Annotated in this window: 24 protein-coding genes; 7 read left to right on the top strand and 17 right to left on the bottom strand. The window is 39.9% G+C overall.

Going from position 1 to position 21,477, the window contains the following annotated elements; translation table 11 throughout:
• Positions 1 to 9 precede the first annotated feature (9 nt).
• From ccsB to ERX29_RS00895, 6 genes are all read right to left on the bottom strand, one after another.
• A complete protein-coding gene (gene ccsB / locus ERX29_RS00920) occupies positions 10 to 1,212 on the bottom strand; it encodes a c-type cytochrome biogenesis protein CcsB (RefSeq protein WP_133442798.1) in 1,203 nt (400 codons plus the stop codon).
• On the bottom strand, positions 1,209 to 2,840 hold the full coding sequence (gene resB, locus ERX29_RS00915) for a cytochrome c biogenesis protein ResB (protein WP_133442797.1): 1,632 nt from the start codon (positions 2,838 to 2,840) through the stop codon (positions 1,209 to 1,211). Before resB ends, ccsB begins: the two co-directional genes overlap by 4 nt.
• A 14-nt stretch (positions 2,841 to 2,854) precedes the next feature.
• Positions 2,855 to 3,388, bottom strand: a complete 534-nt coding sequence (resA, locus tag ERX29_RS00910; RefSeq protein ID WP_133442796.1) for a thiol-disulfide oxidoreductase ResA — start codon at positions 3,386 to 3,388, stop codon at positions 2,855 to 2,857.
• 77 nt (positions 3,389 to 3,465) lie between these two features.
• On the bottom strand, positions 3,466 to 4,203 hold the full coding sequence (locus ERX29_RS00905; RefSeq protein ID WP_133442795.1) for a pseudouridine synthase: 738 nt from the start codon (positions 4,201 to 4,203) through the stop codon (positions 3,466 to 3,468).
• A gap of 1 nt (position 4,204) precedes the next feature.
• Entirely contained in the window at positions 4,205 to 4,741 is a 537-nt protein-coding gene (gene scpB, locus ERX29_RS00900; protein WP_133442794.1) for an SMC-Scp complex subunit ScpB, read from the bottom strand.
• Positions 4,735 to 5,445, bottom strand: coding sequence for a segregation and condensation protein A (locus ERX29_RS00895; RefSeq protein WP_133442793.1), 711 nt, complete (start codon positions 5,443 to 5,445; stop codon positions 4,735 to 4,737). Before ERX29_RS00895 ends, scpB begins: the two co-directional genes overlap by 7 nt.
• Positions 5,446 to 5,474: 29 nt before the next feature.
• Between ERX29_RS00895 and ERX29_RS00890 the strand changes: the two genes are divergently transcribed.
• Complete coding sequence (locus tag ERX29_RS00890; RefSeq protein WP_133442792.1) at positions 5,475 to 5,996, top strand: DUF309 domain-containing protein; 522 nt, start codon at positions 5,475 to 5,477, stop codon at positions 5,994 to 5,996.
• A gap of 49 nt (positions 5,997 to 6,045) precedes the next feature.
• Here ERX29_RS00890 and xerD read toward each other — a convergent pair whose 3' ends face one another.
• From xerD to ERX29_RS00875, 3 genes are all read right to left on the bottom strand, one after another.
• The gene (xerD, locus tag ERX29_RS00885) at positions 6,046 to 6,933 is read right to left on the bottom strand and encodes a site-specific tyrosine recombinase XerD (RefSeq protein ID WP_133442916.1); all 888 of its coding nucleotides are present in this window, start codon (positions 6,931 to 6,933) and stop codon (positions 6,046 to 6,048) included.
• A gap of 72 nt (positions 6,934 to 7,005) precedes the next feature.
• Positions 7,006 to 7,443 (bottom strand): ferric iron uptake transcriptional regulator, encoded by a 438-nt coding sequence (gene fur, locus ERX29_RS00880; protein WP_133442791.1) that lies wholly within the window; start codon positions 7,441 to 7,443, stop codon positions 7,006 to 7,008.
• An 80-nt stretch (positions 7,444 to 7,523) separates the two neighbouring features.
• Positions 7,524 to 8,066: an NUDIX hydrolase gene (locus ERX29_RS00875; protein WP_133442915.1), complete on the bottom strand. Its 543-nt coding sequence runs from the start codon at positions 8,064 to 8,066 to the stop codon at positions 7,524 to 7,526.
• Positions 8,067 to 8,129: 63 nt separating this feature from the next.
• On the opposite strand from ERX29_RS00875, the gene ERX29_RS00870 reads away from it, so the two are divergent.
• Together ERX29_RS00870 and ERX29_RS00865 are read left to right on the top strand one after the other, a co-directional pair.
• On the top strand, positions 8,130 to 9,032 hold the full coding sequence (locus ERX29_RS00870) for an aldo/keto reductase (RefSeq protein WP_279433902.1): 903 nt from the start codon (positions 8,130 to 8,132) through the stop codon (positions 9,030 to 9,032).
• Complete coding sequence (locus tag ERX29_RS00865) at positions 9,029 to 9,961, top strand: alpha/beta hydrolase (protein ID WP_243719916.1); 933 nt, start codon at positions 9,029 to 9,031, stop codon at positions 9,959 to 9,961. The genes ERX29_RS00870 and ERX29_RS00865 overlap by 4 nt, the downstream gene beginning before the upstream one ends.
• 70 nt (positions 9,962 to 10,031) lie before the next feature.
• On the opposite strand, the gene ERX29_RS00860 is transcribed toward ERX29_RS00865, so the two are convergent.
• The gene (locus tag ERX29_RS00860) at positions 10,032 to 10,802 is read right to left on the bottom strand and encodes an SDR family NAD(P)-dependent oxidoreductase (RefSeq protein WP_165981015.1); all 771 of its coding nucleotides are present in this window, start codon (positions 10,800 to 10,802) and stop codon (positions 10,032 to 10,034) included.
• Positions 10,803 to 10,860: 58 nt separating this feature from the next.
• Positions 10,861 to 11,781 (bottom strand): MBL fold metallo-hydrolase, encoded by a 921-nt coding sequence (locus ERX29_RS00855; RefSeq protein WP_133442787.1) that lies wholly within the window; start codon positions 11,779 to 11,781, stop codon positions 10,861 to 10,863.
• A gap of 107 nt (positions 11,782 to 11,888) precedes the next feature.
• On the opposite strand from ERX29_RS00855, the gene zwf reads away from it, so the two are divergent.
• Genes zwf through ERX29_RS00840 form a run of 3 tightly spaced genes read left to right on the top strand, consistent with a single transcriptional unit; the run spans position 11,889 to position 14,877 of the window.
• Positions 11,889 to 13,367 (top strand): glucose-6-phosphate dehydrogenase, encoded by a 1,479-nt coding sequence (gene zwf, locus ERX29_RS00850; protein WP_133442786.1) that lies wholly within the window; start codon positions 11,889 to 11,891, stop codon positions 13,365 to 13,367.
• A gap of 54 nt (positions 13,368 to 13,421) precedes the next feature.
• Complete coding sequence (locus ERX29_RS00845) at positions 13,422 to 14,015, top strand: hypothetical protein (protein WP_133442785.1); 594 nt, start codon at positions 13,422 to 13,424, stop codon at positions 14,013 to 14,015.
• A gap of 28 nt (positions 14,016 to 14,043) precedes the next feature.
• Positions 14,044 to 14,877, top strand: a complete 834-nt coding sequence (locus ERX29_RS00840) for a helix-turn-helix domain-containing protein (RefSeq protein ID WP_133442784.1) — start codon at positions 14,044 to 14,046, stop codon at positions 14,875 to 14,877.
• Positions 14,878 to 14,910: 33 nt separating this feature from the next.
• Here the strand turns inward: ERX29_RS00840 and gndA are convergent, their stop codons facing one another.
• Both gndA and ERX29_RS00830 read right to left on the bottom strand, forming a co-directional pair.
• Complete coding sequence (gene gndA, locus ERX29_RS00835; protein WP_133442783.1) at positions 14,911 to 16,314, bottom strand: NADP-dependent phosphogluconate dehydrogenase; 1,404 nt, start codon at positions 16,312 to 16,314, stop codon at positions 14,911 to 14,913.
• A 90-nt stretch (positions 16,315 to 16,404) separates the two neighbouring features.
• Entirely contained in the window at positions 16,405 to 17,514 is a 1,110-nt protein-coding gene (locus tag ERX29_RS00830; RefSeq protein ID WP_133442782.1) for a M20/M25/M40 family metallo-hydrolase, read from the bottom strand.
• 65 nt (positions 17,515 to 17,579) lie between these two features.
• Between ERX29_RS00830 and prli42 the strand changes: the two genes are divergently transcribed.
• Positions 17,580 to 17,681 (top strand): stressosome-associated protein Prli42, encoded by a 102-nt coding sequence (gene prli42, locus ERX29_RS11100; RefSeq protein WP_165981014.1) that lies wholly within the window; start codon positions 17,580 to 17,582, stop codon positions 17,679 to 17,681.
• Positions 17,682 to 17,704: 23 nt separating this feature from the next.
• Here prli42 and ERX29_RS00825 read toward each other — a convergent pair whose 3' ends face one another.
• From ERX29_RS00825 to ERX29_RS00810, 4 genes are all read right to left on the bottom strand, one after another.
• The gene (locus ERX29_RS00825; protein ID WP_133442781.1) at positions 17,705 to 18,682 is read right to left on the bottom strand and encodes an aromatic acid exporter family protein; all 978 of its coding nucleotides are present in this window, start codon (positions 18,680 to 18,682) and stop codon (positions 17,705 to 17,707) included.
• A 34-nt stretch (positions 18,683 to 18,716) separates the two neighbouring features.
• The gene (locus tag ERX29_RS00820; protein ID WP_133442780.1) at positions 18,717 to 19,154 is read right to left on the bottom strand and encodes a BrxA/BrxB family bacilliredoxin; all 438 of its coding nucleotides are present in this window, start codon (positions 19,152 to 19,154) and stop codon (positions 18,717 to 18,719) included.
• A gap of 73 nt (positions 19,155 to 19,227) precedes the next feature.
• Entirely contained in the window at positions 19,228 to 20,478 is a 1,251-nt protein-coding gene (locus tag ERX29_RS00815) for a dihydrolipoamide acetyltransferase family protein (RefSeq protein ID WP_133442779.1), read from the bottom strand.
• Between the two features lie 12 nt (positions 20,479 to 20,490).
• Positions 20,491 to 21,474: an alpha-ketoacid dehydrogenase subunit beta gene (locus ERX29_RS00810; protein WP_133442778.1), complete on the bottom strand. Its 984-nt coding sequence runs from the start codon at positions 21,472 to 21,474 to the stop codon at positions 20,491 to 20,493.
• Between the last annotated feature and the right edge of the window lie 3 nt (positions 21,475 to 21,477).

Below are 21,477 nucleotides of genomic sequence, written 5' to 3'. Positions count from 1 at the left end.
CATCCTTTTCTAAGCGTATGAATGTAATCCGGCAATAATCAAGTTAACAGCTATTACGTTGAATAAGATGATACCCATACCGACTACGGCAAGCCATGCAGATTTTTTACCTTCCCAGCCTCGTCCAAGTCTTAAGTGAAGGAAGATAGCATAAAACAGAAACGTGATCAGTGCCCATACTTCTTTAGGGTCCCATCCCCAGAATCTGCTCCAGGCAATCTGAGCCCATATACTTGCAAATAGTATACCTCCAAGTGCAAATAAAGGAAAACCAATGATAACTGACCGGTAGCCGATTTCATCCATCAGTGGAAGCGATACTTTGTTCGTCAGCGGCTTAACCATTGAAAAAATTGTTCTTCTTGAGATGAGTCGGATCAGTCCGTAAAGGATAGAACCGATAATAACAGACCATAGCACTGTCGTTAACTTCTGCGCATTCAGTACTGGTGGCACTTCGATGCCAGTTGTAAAATGATCGGATGGTTCCCATTGATTGTTTCCTTTTGGATCAACCGGCAGAGATCCTTCAAATGTAATCAAGGCAGGTAAATGATAAGTTGCGACTGCGTCATTTCCGTTTTTATCTGTATAGAAGAAATTGTCCTCATAATGGACGATACCTTTCATGACGACTGTCGTCAATATAAATGCAATGACAAGTACAATAAAATACATGACGACTTCCAGCCAGAAGGCATCCTTTGATTTTTTAGTGCTGTCTACAAAACGCAGCAGATAAATGAGACCCGCTACAGAACTCACAGACAGAATACCGTAAGATAGTGTCACAGTTATAACGTGGATGGCCAGCCAGTTACTCTGCAGTGCAGGAATTAACGGCGATACATCACGTGAGAACATACTTGCATAGACGATGACAAGCATCGCAATCGGCAATGAAAATAAAGCAAGAATCGGTGTATGATAGATGGCATTGATAACCAGGAATCCTCCGACCATCATAATGCCGAACATCGTCAAAAATTCATACATATTGCTGACTGGTGCATGTCCTGCCGCCATCCACCTTGTTATAAAGTAAACAAGCTGCATAATAAAGCCGATTGTAGTCAAAATAACTGCAATCCGCTCACTCCCTTTACGCTTTGCTTTGATGCTGGCAGAAAAGGGGATAATCGCTATTAAATAGAGAATAAAAGCAGCGTATAATGCCGTACTGCTTATATTCAGTAATGTATCATGATTCATGATTGAGCCTCCGATTCATCATTTTTATCCTTAACTTCAGGTAAATGATAAGTGTCTAACATACTGTTGATTTCTTTTTTAAGACCAAAATAATTTTTATTTGTATGTGCTGCAAGTTTCATCCCATCCTCTTGATTGATCCAGATTCTTCTATGGTTGATATAAGAACCGATGAACAATCCGAACAGGAAGATGGAAAAACCGATAAATAAAATCGGTAAAGTTAAATCTTTTTTTACAGTCAGGAATGTCAGTACATGGTTCGTCGCGCCAACAAACTTAATGGAATAATTATTTCCTTCTGTAATGTCCTGTGATGATCTGATTTTAAGAAGACTATATTCAGCCTTTTTGTCATCTTCCGCAACTTCAAAGACAAAAGCAGGATTAACTGTATTAGGTGACTTAGTTGCCAGTGTTCCATTTGCTTCGACTTTATCAAAATCAGGTGCATAGTTTCTTAAGTTTACCTTCAAATTTTTAGCGATGGTATAGCTTGTATCCGGTTGATCAAGATTAACAGTGAACTGTTTTCCTGTTTCTTTTCCTGTAGCGTTATCCACTACTTTAAAGATCATTTCTTTCAGCTGACTTTGATCGAAGCTATTCTGATAAAGCTCGAAATGATCAAATTTAAAGGGATGGTTAACACGAATGCTGCCTTTATCTATTTCTGACAGTTTAGGCTCTGCCCCGGGTATTTTATCATTATTGTTTTTATATAACGTCAATTTAGTTTCATAATTTTTGGCGATCATATTTTGCGCTGCATCTGCTTTTTTTGACTCTGTATTCGAATGAGCTGTTTGATCATACTGCTCAAAAATGAACTTATCATGTCTGATATAATACTGTTTCTCTGTACCAGGAACACTTTTAGTATCCCCTTCCTTCAATGCAATAGACCCGTCGTAGTAAAAGGCCGGTATAAATCTAAGCATACTACCTGCCAGCAGAATAATCAGTCCGGCATGGTTAATATAAGGGCCATAGCGGCTGATCCGTCCTTTTTCTGCCAATAGTGAATTGCCCTCGATTTTTACTTTGTAACGTTTTTTTTCGAGTTCTACCTTTACGTCTTCTAAAGGCAGTGTATGTGAATCTGTTAACGTCAATCGCTGTCTTTTAAGAAATGTCGGATGTTTCTTCACCGTCTGGTTACGCAGCGATTTAAACAGAGGAACACCTCTATCAATACTCGCTGCAATGATTGAGAATGCAACAAGCGCAAGTAAAATGAGGAACCACCATGATGTATAGAGGTTATCAAATCCGAGTTTATAATACAAATATCCGATTGAACCATATTTCTCCTGGTAGAACGTTTCCGGGTCAACATTAGCCGGAATAAAATATCGCTGCGGCAGCAATGACCCCATCGCAGCACCGATAACAGTCAGTACGAGTAAAGTCACTCCAGTTTTCACTGAGCTGAAGAAAATCCAGATTTTATCGATCAGTGTTTTGTTTCTTGTCTTGCTTCGTACTGCAGAACCATCATAGCGCATAACGTCTGTTGTTTTTTTCTTATCATAATCATCATTGATTAGCCGTCCACAGTTCTGACACAGCTGTGTTCCGGGAGGATTGACGTGACCGCATGTGCAGATTAGTTGTTTTTCATCCATTAATAGACCCTCACTTACGGTGTAATACTCTTCATATAATTTTCAATAGTGCTGGTGCTCATTTCACCTTCATGAACAGCCGTAATTTTGCCGGTTTTATCGATAACAACAGTCGTCGGCAGCGGATCTACACCGAATGCATCAGAGACTTCATTGTTATTATCAAAAGCTACAGGTATATGAACTTCTTTATCCAGCCCTCTGAAGAACTGATCAACCTGCTGAGGCGTATTTTTAATATGAATGGCCAGCACTTCAACACCTTTATCCTTGTATTGATCATAATTATTACTCAAGGCAGGCATCTCCTTACGGCATGGTTCACACCATGTTCCCCAGAAGTTAAGGATAAGTCCTTTTCCTTTATAATCACTTAATCTGACCGTTTTACCGTCAGTCGTCTTCAACTGAAATTCAGGTGCCTGGTCTCCTACTTTTGCCACATTATCATGATTTTTAGTGAGTGTGACATAGATGATAAATCCAATCGCCGCAACGATCAGCAGCATCACAATAATCTGTGTGATGCTTTTAGCTTGTTTTGACATAATATACTCCTTACTCAGACATATTTAAGTCCATTATAGCACTCAACCTTTTAGAATGAGTGGCAACAATGTGAATTTTAACCTTTGTATTGAGCCATCTGACGGAGCTGTTTGACTTCGTGAGGTGATAGTTCGCGGGCATCCCCTGCATTCAGACTTTTTAAAGTTAAATTGCCGTATTCTATGCGTGATAATTTAACGACTTCATGCCCGAAATGTGCAAACATTCGACGTACTTGACGATTTCTTCCTTCTGAAATAGTGATTTCAACAAGTGTTGTGTTTTTTTCACGGTCCTGAGTCTTAACTTTGACAATAGCAGGTGCGGTTTTACCGTCTTCAAGCATAATACCTTTTTCCAGTTCTTTAACTTGTTCCCTGAGCAGAAAACCTTTCAGCTTCGCTACATACTTTTTCTTCATTTTGTATCTTGGATGGGTCATATGATTGGCAAATTCCCCGTCATTTGTCAGGATCAGAAGTCCTGAAGTTTCATAATCGAGTCGGCCGACTGGAAATATTCTCTCTTTCAGCTGCGGGAAAAAGTCGGTAACGACTGTCCGTCCTTTATCATCAGACACGCTGGTGATAACTTTTGTCGGTTTGTGAAACAGAATATACAGCTTATTCGGATTCTCAAGTGGTATACCTTCCACTTCAATCTTATCTGACGGTTTAACTTTTGTGCCAAGCGTCTTGACCACTTCACCATTCACTGTCACTTTACCTTCAGTGATCAGTACTTCAGCTTTACGGCGGGACGTGACACCACTTTGTGCGATGACTTTCTGTAATCTTTCAAATTGCTCGGTCATGTTATTCTCCTTTATCGTTCATAGTTTTGAAAAACTGTTCCATTTCCTGTTCATTCTCTGCTGTACTGTCTGATGGCAGTTCATCTAACGATTCAATTCCGAATACTTGCAGAAAATAATCGGATGTATACAACTGCTGACTTCTTGTTTCTTCTTGTTTTGTTAATATTAATCCTTTTTCAATCAGCGTTTTGACCGGTCCATCTGAATTCACACCGCGCATCGATTCAACATCACTTCTTGTAACAGGCTGATTATAAGCAATGATCGCTAATGTTTCCATGGATGCCTGGGTCAGTTTACGTTCGACTTCATGGGTCACCAGCTGATTAATGAAAGGATTCAGCTCAGGCACAACCCCTAGAAAATAGCGGCTCCCATATTTTGTTATACGAAGTACAGATGATTGATAACTTTTTATAAGATCATCCAGTTCAACAGACGTCACTTTAAGCATTTCAGAAAGCGTCAACTGCTCGATTCCTTCGTCTCCTACGGTATAAAGAAGACCGATTAAAATATCCTCATGATTCAACATGCTTTCTTCCCTCTTTTAATTTCTATTTCTCCGAACTGCATTGTCTGACTGACAACTATTTCCTGATGCTTCATCATTTCAAGCATGGCCATAAAGAGAGTCACGAGCCGATGCTTCGATTCATTGAATGTAAACAAATCGGTGAAGCAGATAAGACTGCTAGTCGCAAGTTTTGTTCTTATTAAATCAGTTCCTTGCTGGATTGTATAAGTTTCACGTGCAAGTGTCACTTCAGGTACCTGTAATTTCTTTCTGGACTTCGCTTTTTGATATGCTGCCATTAAATCGATGATTGAGAGTTCCAGTTCTTCTTTGACCGGCCGTTCATATTGAGATAAATCCGCTGGTGCTTTAATGAAGAATTGATCCCGGTCCTGTCTTTTCTCCTCGAGAAGTTCTGCATAATATTTATAGTTCTGATATTCAATTAACTGCGACACTAGTTCATCACGAGGGTCGTCCTGAACGTCTTCTGTCTGAACCGGCAGCAGCATTTTACTTTTGATACGCAGCAGTTCTGAAGCCATGACCAAATATTCACTTTGCACATTAATATCCAATTCGGTCATTGAATTGATATAATTAAAGTACTGCTCAGTAAGATGTTTCATCGATATATCATAGATGTCAATTTCATATTTTTTAATCAAGTGCAGTAACAGGTCTAAAGGTCCCTGAAAAATATCTAATTTTACTTCATACATAACTTCACCTCTCAGTCAGGAGTTTTAGAATGAATGCATTCATGATTGATTATTATTACCAGTTTTTACATGAAAGGCATTACTTTGAATGCCACGAGTTGCTTGAAGAAGTTTGGAAAGCTAAAAACAACTTCAGCAAGCAGGATATTGAAGTCGCTTTTATCATGCTTGCTACAAGCCAGTATCATTATAGACGTGGCAATGTAAAGGGTGCTGCAACGTGCTTGACAAAAGCAATCAACGGCTTTAAAAATCACCGTTCTTTATTAAACAGCTATGGCGTTAACGCGTCTATTATCGACCTGCTGGAGAAGAGCGCACGTAATATCGTTAATCCTTACGTACCGCTTCAGCTGCCTCTGACAACAGAATGTCTCGAGACGATGATGATTCATCACCCTGACTTTGATCCTTATCAGCCAGTCAACTCAGACTATATCGATTTCCACCGCACACGCGACCGTAGCTCCATTATTGCAGAACGTGCCGCACGCTTAATGCGCAATAAATATCCAGTAAAAAATCCCCCAGCCGATTGCGAGGATGAATAAGACGATTAATGAAATATATTTATTATTCTCCTGATTCATTGGCCCCTCCTTATGCTCTCGGATGTGTCTTCTTGTAAACATCGCGAATTTGTTTTTTTGATATATGAGTATAGAGCTGAGTGGTACTAATATCTGCATGACCCAGCATTTCCTGGACTGCGCGCAGATCAGCTCCATTTTCCAGCAGATGTGTGGCGAATGAATGTCTGAGAGTATGAGGTGTCAGCTTCTTCTTAATCCCCACCTCTTCTTTCAGCTGCTTGATAATTTTCCAGAAACCTTGTCTTGTCATCCTTCTGCCGTGGAAATTTAAGAATAGACTATCCGTTACTTCTTTTTTCAGCATTTTAGGACGTGTGTTTTTAAGGTAATCATCCAGCACTGTCATAGACTTTGTACCGAGGGGAACAATCCTTTCCTTATTTCCTTTACCAAATACACGGACGTAACCCATTATCAGATTGATGTCATCTACATCAAGATTGATCAGTTCACTGACTCGCATACCGGTGGCGTATAGCAGTTCAAGCATCGCCTGGTCTCTTCTACCGAATAGCTTCGAAGTATCCGGTGATTCTAGAAAAATATCTACTTCCTCTATAGATAATACATCCGGCAGATGCTTTGCTACTTTAGGTGGTTCAAGCATGACAGAAGGATCTTTGACAGCATATTTTTCTCGTAACGCAAACTGATGAAATCCTCGGATGGATGCAGTGTTTCTGGCAATCGTTTTCTGCGATTTATTCTCTTCTTTCAGATGACCTAAATATAATGTGATAGTAAATCGGTCTACATTATCCAGATGCCCGATTTTTTCTTTCTCAAGAAAATTGATGTAACCTATTAAGTCTCTTCTATAAGCAGCAATTGTATTTTCACTAAGTCCTTTTTCAATCATAATGAAATGTAAAAATTCTTCGACAACATCGCGCATATTCTCACCTCTCATTAAGTTTACCATAATCATTTTATAATCAAAGAAAAAACCGCATTCTTTTGACTGCGGCTAATGATGACATCGGTGACAAATTCCGTGAAATGTCAGACGATGATCCATTATTTTAAAATGATAATCTCTTTCAACTTTCTTTTCTACATCTCCCAGAAGATCTTCTTCAATCTCATCAACTGCCCCGCATTCCATACAGACAAGGTGATGATGGAAATGTTCCGCACCTTCTTTTCTAAGGTCAAATCGTGCAACGCCGTCACCAAAATTAATCTTGTCGACTACTTTAAGCTCTGCAAGAAGTTCCAGTGTCCGGTAAACAGTTGCAAGCCCTATTTCCGGCGATTTTTCCTTAACTTTTAAATAGACGTCCTCAGCGCTGAGGTGATCGGCTTCATTTTCCAGCAGCACAATTACTGTCGATTCTCTTTGCGGAGTCAGTTTATAGGAAGCTGCGTGCAGCTGGTCTTTAATTTTCTGAATTCGTTCCTGCATGTGTCACCTTCCTCAAGCACCCTGATATTATATTAATAAAATAGCAGTAATCGTCACACTTTGCAACTACCATTCATCTGTTATTTAGAATTATTATAATTTAGAAGGAAATGCTGTAATGCAAGAATGGTCTTTGAATCTCTTACTTTTCCAGATAAAAGCAATGCATTGATTTCTTCAACTGGAACCCACATTTTCTCAATGAACTCATCTTCATCAGCAGTCAGCTCTGAGGATTCAATTAGGTTTTCTGCGTAGTAAAGTGAAATCAATTCATCACAGAAGCCCGGAGACACGTAGAAATCATAAATATGATCAATGCTGTCTGTTGTAAATCCTGTTTCTTCCTCCAGTTCACGAAGTGCCGTCTTTTCTCGATCTTCACCAAGTTCTACTTTACCAGCAGGAACTTCAATGAGCAGCTCCTCCATCGCTTTACGAAACTGTCTAATTAAGAGTACCTTGCCATTATGGATAGCGAGCACAGCTACTGCACCTGGATGTTTTACTACTTCCCGCGTCGTCTCATGTCCATTCGGTAATTCGACCTGATGTTTTTCTACTTTAATTATTTTACCGTTATAAATTTCTTCAACATGCAATGTACGTTCTTCAAATGTCATTGTTTTACCCTCTTTTCTCTCCATGTTAAACTATTGTTATCATACCATTAGGAGGGAATGCTTGTGAATTTTAGACGGACAAGAAGCGGGCTGGAATTTTCAGAAATTGGTCTCGGCTGCATGAATCTGCCTGAGAACTATCAATTGGCTTCAGAAATCATGGATTCAGCGATTAACCAGGGCATTAATTACTTCGACACCGCTGATCTCTATAATAAGGGAAAAAATGAAGAACTCATCGGCAAATTTTTAAAAGAGCATCATAAAAGGAACGATGTTCTGATTGGCTCGAAAGTCGGGAATGAATTCAATTTTGAAGATGATGATGTCAAATGGAATCCTTCCAGAAATCATATATTAAACAGCGTCAAGGAAAGTCTTAGAAGACTGAAAATCGATTATCTTGACCTTTATATGCTGCACGGTGGAACGATGGAAGATGATAAAGACGAAACGATTGATGCTTTCAACACGCTGAAAAATGACGGTCTTATCAGAGCGTATGGTATTAGCTCCATCCGTCCCAATGTCATCAGCTATTACTTGAAGCACAGTGATATTGATGTCATTATGATGCAGTTCAATATGTTAGATAACCGCCCGGAAATGCTGACTGATACTATTGCTGAACACGATGTTAAAATTTTAGCGCGTGGTCCAGTAATGAAAGGACTGTTGACAGATCATTATTCCGAAGTTGTCGACAAAAAATTCAGCAAAGGCATTCTGGATTACTCAAAAGATGAACTGACGCAGATTTTATCGAAAGCAGCTATGGATTCGCCGCTTACTGAGAGTACGATGAGCTACTTACTCAATCATCCTGTCGCTTCAATTGTCTGCGGTGCAAGCAGCCCGGATCAGCTGCAGACTAATCTTGCTCATTATGAACAGATTAAAAATTCAGCAGCAAATTCAACTCGAGATTACTTTAAAAATATTGATTATCAGGATCATCTATCATGAACATGAAGACGTTTAAAAATACGGCTATTATTACTTCTTCTATCGTCACAGCTGCTCTTGCAGTAACGGGCATAGTCGCCAGCAACTATATTCTGAACTTTAAGCTGCGTGATGTTGAGGTGATTCGCAGGCGTGAAATCAAAGCGAAACGGCTGGATGAAGAAGCCTATCGTGCACTTAATCCAGAAAAAGTTACAGTTGCATCGAAAAATGGCTATCACCTTGAAGCGGAAGTCATCAAAAAATATTCTCATAAGAAATGGATGATTTTCTGTCATGGTGTCACAGAAAATCGAATCACCTCCATCAAATATATGAATCTATTTCTAGAACTCGGCTTCAATGCCATCATATTCGATCACCGGAGACATGGCTCAAGCGGCGGAGTTTATTCTACTTATGGATACTACGAAAAGTTTGATCTGGAGTCTGTTATTTTATATTTAAAAGAAAATTACGGCTTTGACATCGAGTTTGGAATCCACGGAGAATCCATGGGGGCTGCTACTATGCTTCTATATGCCGGAGAACTGGCGAACGAGGCACAATTTTATATTTCAGACTGCTCTTTCTCGTCATTTGAAAAAGTACTGACTCATATTATCGGAGCACGACTTAAAATTGGTTCTGGTTTTCTGCTCTATATCGTCAATATATTCCTAAGACTACGGTCAAAATTTTCATTGTATGCCGTTTCTCCTATAAAAATCATCAGTAACATCGAGCAGCCGATATTATTCATCCATTCCAAGCCGGATACATTCATTCCATACACGCACTCAGTAGATTTATACAACAAGAAACAAGGACCAAAAATGAAATGGTATCCTGAATATGGCGGTCATGCAGCGAGTTATAATGTCAATCCAGTCACTTATCGCAAAAAAGTAACTAAGTTTCTAGAAAAGTATGGATTCATTCCAGATTAAAAAAGTAGAAATATAGACCGCTCCTAATGAATAGAGCGGTCTATTTCATATTAATCTATAATGACTAGCATTATTTTAATCCGCTTTTAGACATAAACGGCTTTTCAAGTTTCTGCTCAATCCACCTTGGAAACAATGAATAGATAGACAGACCTATGTGCATCCACTGGGGACGATTGATTTCAATTTTCTTTGAACCTATACCTTCCACTATTTCTCCTGCCAGTTTATACTTATCAATCTGCAGACGTTTAGTCAATGACTCATACGTTCCGCTGGCATCCGCCCTCATAAAAAATGACGTTGCAATCGGTCCTGTCTGAACTGTCATGACGTGAAGAGATGGATGTTCCATTCTCAGTGCATTAGTAAACGACGACAGCCCTGCTTTGGAGGCAGCATAGATCGCACTATAAGGTGTTGTGACTCGAGCAGCCTGTGATGAGATATTCACTATCGTACCGTTTACTCTTAAATAAGGCAGCATCATATGAGTCAGTAAAATCGTCTGTGTTAAGTTAACGTTTAAAATATCGTGAATTTCCTCAGGTGTGTGAGACATAAACGACTTAAAATATCCAAAACCTGCATTATTGATCAATCCGTCATAGACCGGTTGCTCGCCTTTAAGCCATTCGTGGAATCGATTAAGATCTTCCTGTATATTTAAATCTGCCTTAAATACATCAACCTGCCCAGGATAGACATCAACCAGTTTCTTCAGTTTGTCGTGGTTTCTTCCAATCACAGTCACCTTAGCGCCGTTTGCGATCAGTTCTTCTAAAATCGCTTCTCCTAATCCACTCGTCCCACCAGTCAGCAAATACTTTTTCCCAAGCATTCGTTCATCTCCTGTCATCATGTACTACTTAACGCTCAACAATTTTAACTAAGAAACATTATATCTCGTAAGACAAATAATCTTCTGTGATCTGAAAATTAAACTCTGGATGGCTGTTCTTCAACTGATGAGTCAGAGCTTCTATATCATCTTTTGTATAGCGGTTGCTCACATGGTTAATCAATGTCATCTTAACGTGACATTCTGCTGCCAGTTGAATGACATCGTCTATATGGCTATGAAAATATTTGTGACTTAACTCATGATCACCGTCAAGATAAGTGGATTCATGAATCATCACATCAGCGTGATCAGCTAGTAGCCGCTCAGTTTCGACCGGCATCGTATCACCAAAAAATGCGATAACTTTACCAGGCTCTGGATGTTCCTTATAATCTTCAGTGATATATTCTTCGCCGTTATAAGTTACTACCGGACGCGTCTTAAATTCCTTATAGATGGGACCGGGTTCTATACCTGCTGTCAGCAGCTTTTGCTGTTTCAGCCGTCCTTCTTTTGGAGGAAACTTTAGGCGGTAACCCAATGAAGATATTCCGTGTTTCAGCGGCTGCACGTTCACACTGACCTTGTTGATTGTCAATACCTCACCGCCGTTCAGTTCCAGCACTTCAAGTGGATAATTAAGATGAGAACCTGTCAACATTAGTGTTGTTTCAACATATAATTTAATTCCTCGAGGTCCAATAACTTTAAGAGGTCTGCCCTCGCCACCCTGAAAACTTCTGGAAGTTAATAAACCAGGGAGGCCAAAGAGATGATCACCATGAAGATGTGTAATAAAAATAGTCGTCAGTTTTCCAAGTTTAATATTCGTATTCAATATTCGATGCTGAGCTGCTTCGCCTGCGTCAAACAGCCAGTATTCATTAGATAGAGGATTCAGATCAAGGACGGTCGTCTGTGTATTTCTGTCTTTCGACGGAAGCCCTGCACCTGTCCCTAAAAAAGTAATTTTCATTCGTTTCACCTACTCAATTAATCATGTCATTATAGCATGTTTTATTTGTGTTTTCAGAGATTGTATGAAAAAATAAAATAGACTTTTAACGAATCGAGGTTACTCAGTTGGATATCGAAAAACAAAACATTCCATGTTTAATTACCATTTTTGGTGCAACAGGTGATTTAAGTCACAGGAAACTGTTTCCATCACTGTTCCATTTATATCAACAGAATAATCTTAATGAACATATTGCTATTATCGGTGTCGGGCGACGTGACTGGACTAACGAAAAGTTCCGTGAAGAAATTAAGGCATCTATTTCTGAGCATGTAAAAGATACCGACAAAATTGACGATTTTATGGAGCATGTCTTCTACCAGTCAAATGACGTAAACAATCTGCAAAGTTATAATAAACTCGTCACTTTGTCAGAAGAACTGGACGGTAAATTCACATTAGAAGGTAATCGCCTTTTCTATTTAGCGATGGCTCCAGAATTTTTCGGCACTGTAACTGATGCATTGCAATCAAGTGGTCTGACAAAAACAAAAGGATTTAAAAGATTGATTATCGAAAAGCCATTCGGTACTGATTTAAAGTCAGCGGAGGCCTTGAACAAGCAAATCACAAAATCCTTTGATGAAGAAGAGATTTTTAGAATTGATCACTATCTTGGTAAAGACATGGTACAGAACATTGAACTTATTAGGTTCAGCAACGCTATGTTCGAACCGTTATGGAATAATAAATATATCTCAAATATACAGATTACATCTTCAGAAACTCTTGGTGTTGAAGATCGGGGAGGTTATTACGATAACTCAGGTGCTTTGAAGGATATGGTGCAAAACCATATGCTGCAGATTGTGTCTTTACTTGCAATGGAACCACCCATTTCCCTGCAATCTGAAGATATTAGAAATGAGAAAGTCAAAGCGTTACGTTCTATCCGTCATATTACTGAATCTGAAGTAAAAAATTATTTTGTGCGCGGTCAGTATGATAAAGGGATTATCAACAATGAAGAAGTGCCGAAATACCGGGATGAAGAAAATGTTGATCCGCTATCAAACACACCGACCTTTGTCGCTGCGAAAGTGATGATTGATAATTTCCGCTGGGCTGGTGTTCCGTTCTATATCAGAACTGGTAAACGGATGAAGGAAAAAGAAATTCGAGTCGTTGTTGAATTCAAGGAAGTGCCGATGAACCTTTACTATAAGAAAGATCAGCATCTGGACTCTAATCTTCTTGTGATCAATATTCAACCGAATGAAGGCCTTGAACTCCACTTAAATGCACGTAAGTACATCGAAGGCATTGATACAGAACCTATTAAATTATCTTATGCACTGACAACTCAGGATAAAATGAATACAGTTGATGCTTATGAAGGACTCATATATGACTGTCTAAAAGGCGATTCAACGAACTTCACTCATTGGGAAGAACTGAAGGCAACATGGTCTTACGTCGATCCAGTGGACCAGTACTGGCATGATCACCCTGCCCCATTCCCGAATTACCCAGCTGGTTCAAATGGTCCTGTCAAAAGTCAGCTGCTGCTCAGCCGCGATAATTTACATTGGTGGGATTTTTAAAATATGAGCTTGGGACAGCTTGCTGTTCCAAGCTTTTTTTACGGAGATTAAATGATGAATTATGACGATCTGCTTCACATTAAGACAACTGAAGAAAATCATCAGTTTCCGACGGTAACTCATTATCATCGCTATGAACCGACGACATACAGTGATCTGTTAGCCTTAAGCAATTATTTAAAGCCTATGATTCAAGAGGATGAGCTGCTCGTTGATTTTGGCTCAGGGCTGATGCGTGTTCCCATATTTATGAATTATCAGCTGCAGATTAATACGCTCGGTATAGAACTTAACAAAGCTCTATATTTAGATGGATTAAAGAACGTCGATTCCTATCGTCAGCAACTGAATTCTTCAGGTGACATTCAGGCTTTGAACATGAATGTCACTGATTATCACTTTAATGGCAGGGAATCAATTTTATTTTTCTTCAATCCATTTTCAGCAGAAATATTCAAGACTGTTCTTTCTCATCTTATATCTCAAGCCAGTTACAAAAGAAGAATAATAGTGATATTATATTATGCAAAGGTTGAATATATTGATGCCATCCATCAGTCGGGACAATTTACTGAAATCAAGAGCATCCTTCTGAGCCGGTATCCAACAGATCAGAACGATGTTATCGTAATATATCAGCTAGACTGATGACTAAACATATGAAAGTGTGAAATGAATGGAAGCTTTAAGAATAGTCCAGCAGACCATCGTTTATTTAGAAGATCACATGCTTGACAATATTGATATGAATCAATTAGCAGAATATATCGGAGAAACCGCTTATCATCTTAATCAGACTTTTACAATGATCTGCGGTATGAATACTGAAGAATATGTTTACAGACGTCGGTTGTCTGATGCTGCTGATGAACTTATAAAGGGCGACCAGCGACTGGTAGATGTGGCTGAAAAATATGGTTATAAAGATGCGCATGCTTTCTCTCATGATTTCAGTGACTATCATGGTTTTTCTCCGGTACTTGTCCGAACTCATAAAGAGTCAGTGAAACGGTTCAGCCGGTTATATGTCAAATACGGTGTGACTGAACATCCACCGTTGTCGTACACTATTTTGGACTTTCAGGAAATTCGGCTGGCAGGCTACCGTCAGTTCATTCCTAATCAGGAACTATTGAATCATTTTTTGATTCCTGATCTTCTGTTTGAAGCAGTGGAGAAAGGACATCTTAATGAACTTCATGACCTCAGATCTCAACAAATATATATTTCTGTTCGTCCGCTTGTAGATGGTCTTGAAATTTTTTACGGCGTTCCTCATGATGGGAATACACTGCTTGAAGTAGAATATCTTAAGGAGAGAAAATGTGCTGTCTTCACTCAGCAAGGACATATTGACTTTCTCTACAATCAAGTATGGCAGGGAATCGAACAGCAAGTATCGGTGACATTGAATTACTTGAAAAATGATCACTATGTTTCCGTACTGCTGCTTCCACTTGATTTTGACAGTCATTATACAAAGATGACTTTTTATCTGCCGATACAGTAAAACACCATGATGTCAGCATCATGGTGTTTTATATTAATTCCAGTCAGTGTGGAAAATACCTTCTTTATCCTTGCGTTCATATGTGTGAGCCCCAAAGTAGTCACGCTGTGCTTGAATTAAATTAGCGGGAAGATTTTCAGCTCTATAGCTGTCAAAATACGTAATAGCAGCTGCAAATGACGGAACCGGGAATCCTGCTTCAATTGCAGTACCAGTCACTTTACGCAGTGAACCATTGTACTTCGAAACAATATCCTTAAAGTAAGGATCAAGCAGTAAGTTCTGTAGTTCGGCATTGTTGTCGTAAGCATCTTTAATCTTTTGCAGGAACTGCGCACGGATGATACATCCTTCGCGCCAGATCATTGCAAGATCGCCGAGTTTAAGGTCCCAGTTGTTCGTTTCACTGGCTACTTTCATCTGGCTGAAACCTTGAGCGTAACTGCAAATTTTACTCATATATAGCGCCTGACGTATTTGCTCAAGAAATTCAGTTTTATCACCTTTAAATGAATATTCATGACCGACAAATTCTTTTGCAGCAATTAAACGCTCATCTTTCTGCGCTGAGATGAAGCGTGCAAAGACGGATTCCGTTATAATTGTCAGTGGAATGCCAAGATCCAGCGCATTGATGGATGTCCATTTCCCTGTGCCTTTCTGTCCTGCTTTATCCATCACTTTTTCAACTAGTGGCGTACCATCTTCGTCAAGTTTACGGAAGACATCTGCCGTAATCTCAATTAAATAGGAATCCAGTTCACCTTTGTTCCACTCTTCAAAAGTATCTGCAATTTCTTCGTGTTCCATCTTCAGAACATTCTTCATCAGATCATAACTCTCAGCGATTAACTGCATATCTGCATATTCAATACCATTATGGACCATCTTCACGTAATGACCTGCACCGTCCGGACCGATATAAGTCACACATGGCTTACCGTCACTTGCTTTCGCAGAGATATCTTCTAAAATCGGCTTAACAAGTTCATAAGCTGCCTTCTGTCCTCCAGGCATAATAGATGGACCATGAAGTGCGCCTTCTTCACCGCCAGATACGCCTGTACCTATAAAGTTCAATCCTTTTTCGGATAAGTAATTGTTACGTCTTATTGTATCCAGATAATTTGTATTCCCACCGTCGATTAAAATATCACCTTCATCAAGTAATGGAATCAGACTTTCTATCGTGTGATCTGTCGCTTCTCCGGCTTTGACCATCATTAATATTCTTCTAGGAACTTCAAGACTTGCCACGAATTCTTCCAAAGAGTATGTCGGGAAGATGTTTTTACCAACAGATTCCCGAACCATCTCATCTGTTTTCTCTGGAGAACGGTTAAATACCGCTACAGTATAGCCTCTTGATTCAATATTCCATGCCAGGTTTTTACCCATCACGGCTAGACCTATGACACCGATTTGTTGTTTAGTCATGTATATACCTCTTTCCTAGTCATTTACTCAATCATTATATCACAGTACAAATAAGGTCACTAAATGAAACACTGAAATCCAAATCGCATTTTAGACTAACTTTATTATCTCTAGTACTTGCTTCGTCAGTTTCTCAAGCTGATCAATCGGCATCTTTTCATGCTTTGTATGGATTTCCTGATAACCTACTGCAAGAACAATGGTAGGTACACCGAAGCTGTTAAAAATGTTAGCATCGCTACCACCCCCGCTATGAATAAGTTCAGGTGAAATGCCGATATTTTCTGCTGCCTGTTTCGCTACCTGCACAACTTTTGCATCTTCTGCAACATTAAAACTCGGGTAAGCAGGTATCACTTTGACATCAGCACTGCCGCCCATCTCTTGAGCAGTACGCTCAAATGTTTCTTTCATATGAGCCACTTGTTTGTCGAGTTTATCCTGATTGATACTTCTTGCCTCACTTAATAAATAGCAGCTATCAGCGACAATATTAGTCACTGTTCCGCCTTCAAAGCGTCCAATGTTCGCTGTAGTCTCATGGTCAATTCGGCCTAATGTCATTCTGCTGACTGCTTTTGCAGCAATATTGATTGCACTGATTCCTTTTTCCGGCGCAACACCCGCATGGGCCGTCACTCCACTGATCACTGTTTCTACTTTAGCCTGAGAAGGCGCCGCAGTGACAATAGTACCGACTGTATTGCCTGAATCAAGAGCGAAGCCGAATTCAGCAGTTAAATACTTACTATCAAAAGCCTTTGCTCCTACAAGCTGACTTTCTTCACCGACAGAAATAATCAACTGAATATCTCCATGCGGTAGATTTTCTTCCTGAATCACTCTTATCACTTCAATAAGCGTCGCTATCCCCGCTTTATCATCAGCTCCAAGAATGGTCGTACCGTCTGAAGCAATAATACCATCCTTGATTACCGGATTGATGTTTTTTCCAGGAGTCACTGTGTCCATATGACAGGAAAAATAAATAGGTGTCTGGTCTGTCGTTCCTTTCATATTGATAATCAGATTACCTGCACCAAATCCTGTACTTTTCTGACTATCGTCTTCTGCCACTTCAAGTCCGAGCTCTGTAAACAGCCCTTTTAAGTGATCTGCAATTTCTCTTTCATGTCCTGTTTCACTATCAATTGATACAAGTTCGACAAACGTTTCTACTAATCTTTGCGAGTTTATCATAAGTTCACTCCTCTTTAATTATAGAATTTGCTATAATATAACAAAACCTGAAAGGATGACATGACTTGAATAACAAACGGTTCAGACAAATATTTATTTATCTTATGCTAATTGCTATTGTTGCATCATTGATTCTCTCAAGCTTAATTCCATTATTCGCAAACTAAGTCTACTTAATGGTAGACTTTTTTTAATATTTTTTCAAAGAACCGAACCTTGATTTAGCTGTTAAATATGATTCGATTTCCTTTAGCAGTTGCATAGCAGCTGCTCTGGATTTCAGTTCCTGATAGTTTTCAGGCAACCTATGTTCCTTAATTTCAAGGCTGATTCCATACAAGTCATGTAATCGAATAGCAGTATAATCATTACTGGATACTCCTTGACTCATCTCACCAAGGAGGTCACTGCATTTACTGTGAATTTTATCAGAGCGGTTCATGTCATTGATTAAATCTACCATACGATACAGCAGTTCAACTTGTTCTCCTCGCATATCGAAATAGTGATAGTATGAGTTCTCGTTTCTCACAAAATGGTTCTCAACATCCATGAATGCTACAGACTTTGCTTTTTCTATTGTCTGGACTAATTGATTGAGTATTTCCTTCTCAAGAATGATATCCACATGTTTCAGCGCATCACTGAACTGAGCCAATATAATCTTGAAATCTCCTTCTATTCGCTTTTTATAATGTTCGAGATCCGCCTCCCGGTCAGGCATATAGCTGTTTAACAGCAACGCGATACCAACACCGACTATTAAAAGGATGATTTCATTCAGCATTAAATGAGGCGTGACATTGCCCGAATTAAAACAATGAAGTAAAATAACGCATGCTGTGACGACGCCTTCCTGGACATTCAACATCACTGTCACCGGTATAAACAACAAAACGATAAGTCCAAGAACAACAGCATTATAACCAAGAAATTCAAAAAAGACGTATGAAAAAAGTATCGCGATGATGCAGGAGACAAGTCTTGATGTGGCCGCTTCCATAGATTTGATCTTAGTATTTTTGACACACAGCACGACCAGAATAGCAGCTGAAGAAAAATTCTCCAGTCCAAGTAGTTTAGCTATCAGTACACCGACTGCCATGCCGAACGCAGTCTTTATCGTTCGGTAGCCGATTCGATAAGGTTTAATTGTAAGCTTCTGCATAAATGAAAATAAAGCCGGGGGAAAATCCCCAGGCTTATCTCTCCCCCCCGTGTTCTTCAAACAGGGCTTGAATATTTGTGATGACGCTCATCGGATCATGTCCTTCAATTTCGTGGCGTTCGATCATCGTCACAACTTTACCATCTTTAATTAAGGCAAATGATGGGCTGGATGGTGGATACCCTTCAAAGTATTCTCTTGCTTTAGCTGTCGCTTCCTTATCCTGTCCTGCAAATACCGTAACAAGACGGTCAGGCAGCTTATCGTAATGAAGTGCATGAGCAGCAGCTGGTCTTGCAATTCCACCGGCACATCCACATACAGAGTTCACCATGACAAATGTCGTACCAGGTTTATCTAGTGTTTCCTGCACTTCTTCTGCAGTGCGCAGTTGTTCGTAACCAGCACCTTCAATTTCCTGACGTGCAGTATCCACAACCTGGTTCATATACAGATTAAAATCCATTTCCATTCAAAACACCTCTTCAATTAGTCATATTATTATATTACATAAATCAACTTGAATAATCTAGAGAGTTGTTTGGCTAATAGATCGAGGTATTGTCAACCGTCATCTGTTCCAAGTTCTTTTTGACGTGCTGCAGGAATTGACCAGCGACAAGTCCATCAAGAATTCTGTGATCAATAGATAAACATAAATTACACATATCTCTGACTGCAATCATGCCGTCAATGATTACCGGTCGTTTCACGATCGCTTCAACCTGAAGAATAGCTGCCTGAGGATGATTAATGATTCCCATTGATTGGACAGAGCCGAATGAACCCGTATTGTTCAATGTAAAAGTGCCACCCTGCATATCCCCGCTGGTCAACTGATGACTGCGACCTTTAACTGCGAGCTCACTGATGCGTTTGGCAATCCCTTTAATGGACAGGTCATCTGCATGATGAATGACGGGAACATAGAGCTTATCATCACTTGCAACAGCAATCGATAAATTAATGTCCTTATTGATGACAATTTGTTCACCCTGCCATGAACTATTCAGCATCGGGAATTCTTTCAGTGCTTCAGCCACAGCTTTGGCGAAGAAACTGAAAAACGTCAGATTATAGCCTTCCTGCTGCTTAAACTGAATTTTATGTTTGTTCCGTGTTTTTACAAGTTCAGTGACATCTACTTCAATCATCATCCAAGCATGAGGAATCTCTGTCACACTTTGAACCATCTTATTCGCTATTGCTCGTCTCACTCCGTTCACCGGGATGGTTTCGCCTGCAGCTGGTGCCGACACGGTTTTTGTTGCCGGTGTAGTTGAAGTTACTGCCGCTTGCTCTTGCACCCTGCTTTCTTCATAGGATGCCGGTGCTTCAGGAACACCGTTCGCTATCGCATTCATAATATCTTTTTTAGTGACCCGGCCTTCAAAACCAGTGCCTGTTACCTGCTCAAGGTCAATACCATTTTCACTCGCCAGCTTAAAGACCACAGGTGAAAACTTACCGTTATTCTTTTTACCAGTAGTTTTTGGTGTAGTTGGTTGAACGGTCTTTAATTCTTCTTGTTCTGCTGCTGGTTCTTCTGTACTACCGGGTTCGTCGTCTGTTTCAATACGGCAGATCACCGTACCAACTTCTACTGTCTCACCAGAATCCACAACGATCTCACTGATTGTTCCAGTGACGACTGATGGGACTTCCGCTGTGACTTTATCCGTGATGACTTCGCATAATGGCTCATATTCATTAATCGTATCTCCGACTTTTACAAGCCAGTTGTCAATTGTACCTTCATGCACACTTTCACCTAGCTTAGGCATTTTAATATCCATGATTAACCTCCATTAAAAGTTTGCAAGCTCGCGCATAGCAGTTTCAATTTTCTCCGGATTCACCATGAAGAAATCTTCCATCGGCGGTGAATAAGGCATCGATGGAACATCCGGTCCCGCCAGCCGTCTGATCGGCGCATCCAAGTCGAACAGACAGTTCTCTGCGATGATCGCTGATACTTCACTCATAATGCTGCCTTCAAGATTATCTTCAGTGATGAGCAGCACTTTTCCTGTTTTCTTTGCCGCATTGATGACATATTCTTTGTCGATCGGATAGACGGTTCTTAAGTCCACAATTTCTGTTTCAATACCTTCCGCTGCAAGTTTTTCAGCAGCCTGCAGCGCATAGTTGACACAAAGGCCGTATGTAATAACTGTAATATCATCGCCCTCACGTTTTGAATCCGCTTTACCTATCGGGACGATATAATCTTCTTCCGGTACATCCTGCTTCAGTAATCTATATGCTTTTTTATGTTCAAAATACAATACTGGGTCATCATCGCGGATTGCTGCTTTTAACAGCCCTTTCGCATCATATGGTGTTGAAGGAATGACAACTTTCAAACCAGGGGTTGATGCAAAAATTGTCTCAATAGACTGTGAATGATAAAGTGCTCCGTGAATGCCACCGCCGAATGGTGCACGAATTGTGAGAGGACAATGCCAGTCATTATTTGAGCGATATCTGATTTTTGCTGCTTCGTTAAGTATCTGATTTGTTGCGGGCAGTATGTATTCAGCGAACTGGATTTCTGCGACCGGACGCTTTCCCATCATTGCAGCTCCGATAGATGCACCGACAATATTAGACTCAGCAAGTGGTGCGTCTATACTGCGGTATTCTCCGAATTTTTCCTGCAGTCCTTTAGTCACCCCGAAAACGCCGCCTTTCTTACCGACGTCCTCGCCGATGACAAAGACATTGTTATCTCGTTCCATTTCCTCAGCCATTGCCTGATGAATTGCTTCTAAATAAGATATTTTTGCCATTGT

The organism is Macrococcus lamae (assembly GCF_004359545.1).
GTDB classification, from domain to species: Bacteria; Bacillota; Bacilli; order Staphylococcales; family Staphylococcaceae; genus Macrococcus; species Macrococcus lamae.
This window is presented reverse-complemented; position numbering and strand designations above follow the sequence as displayed.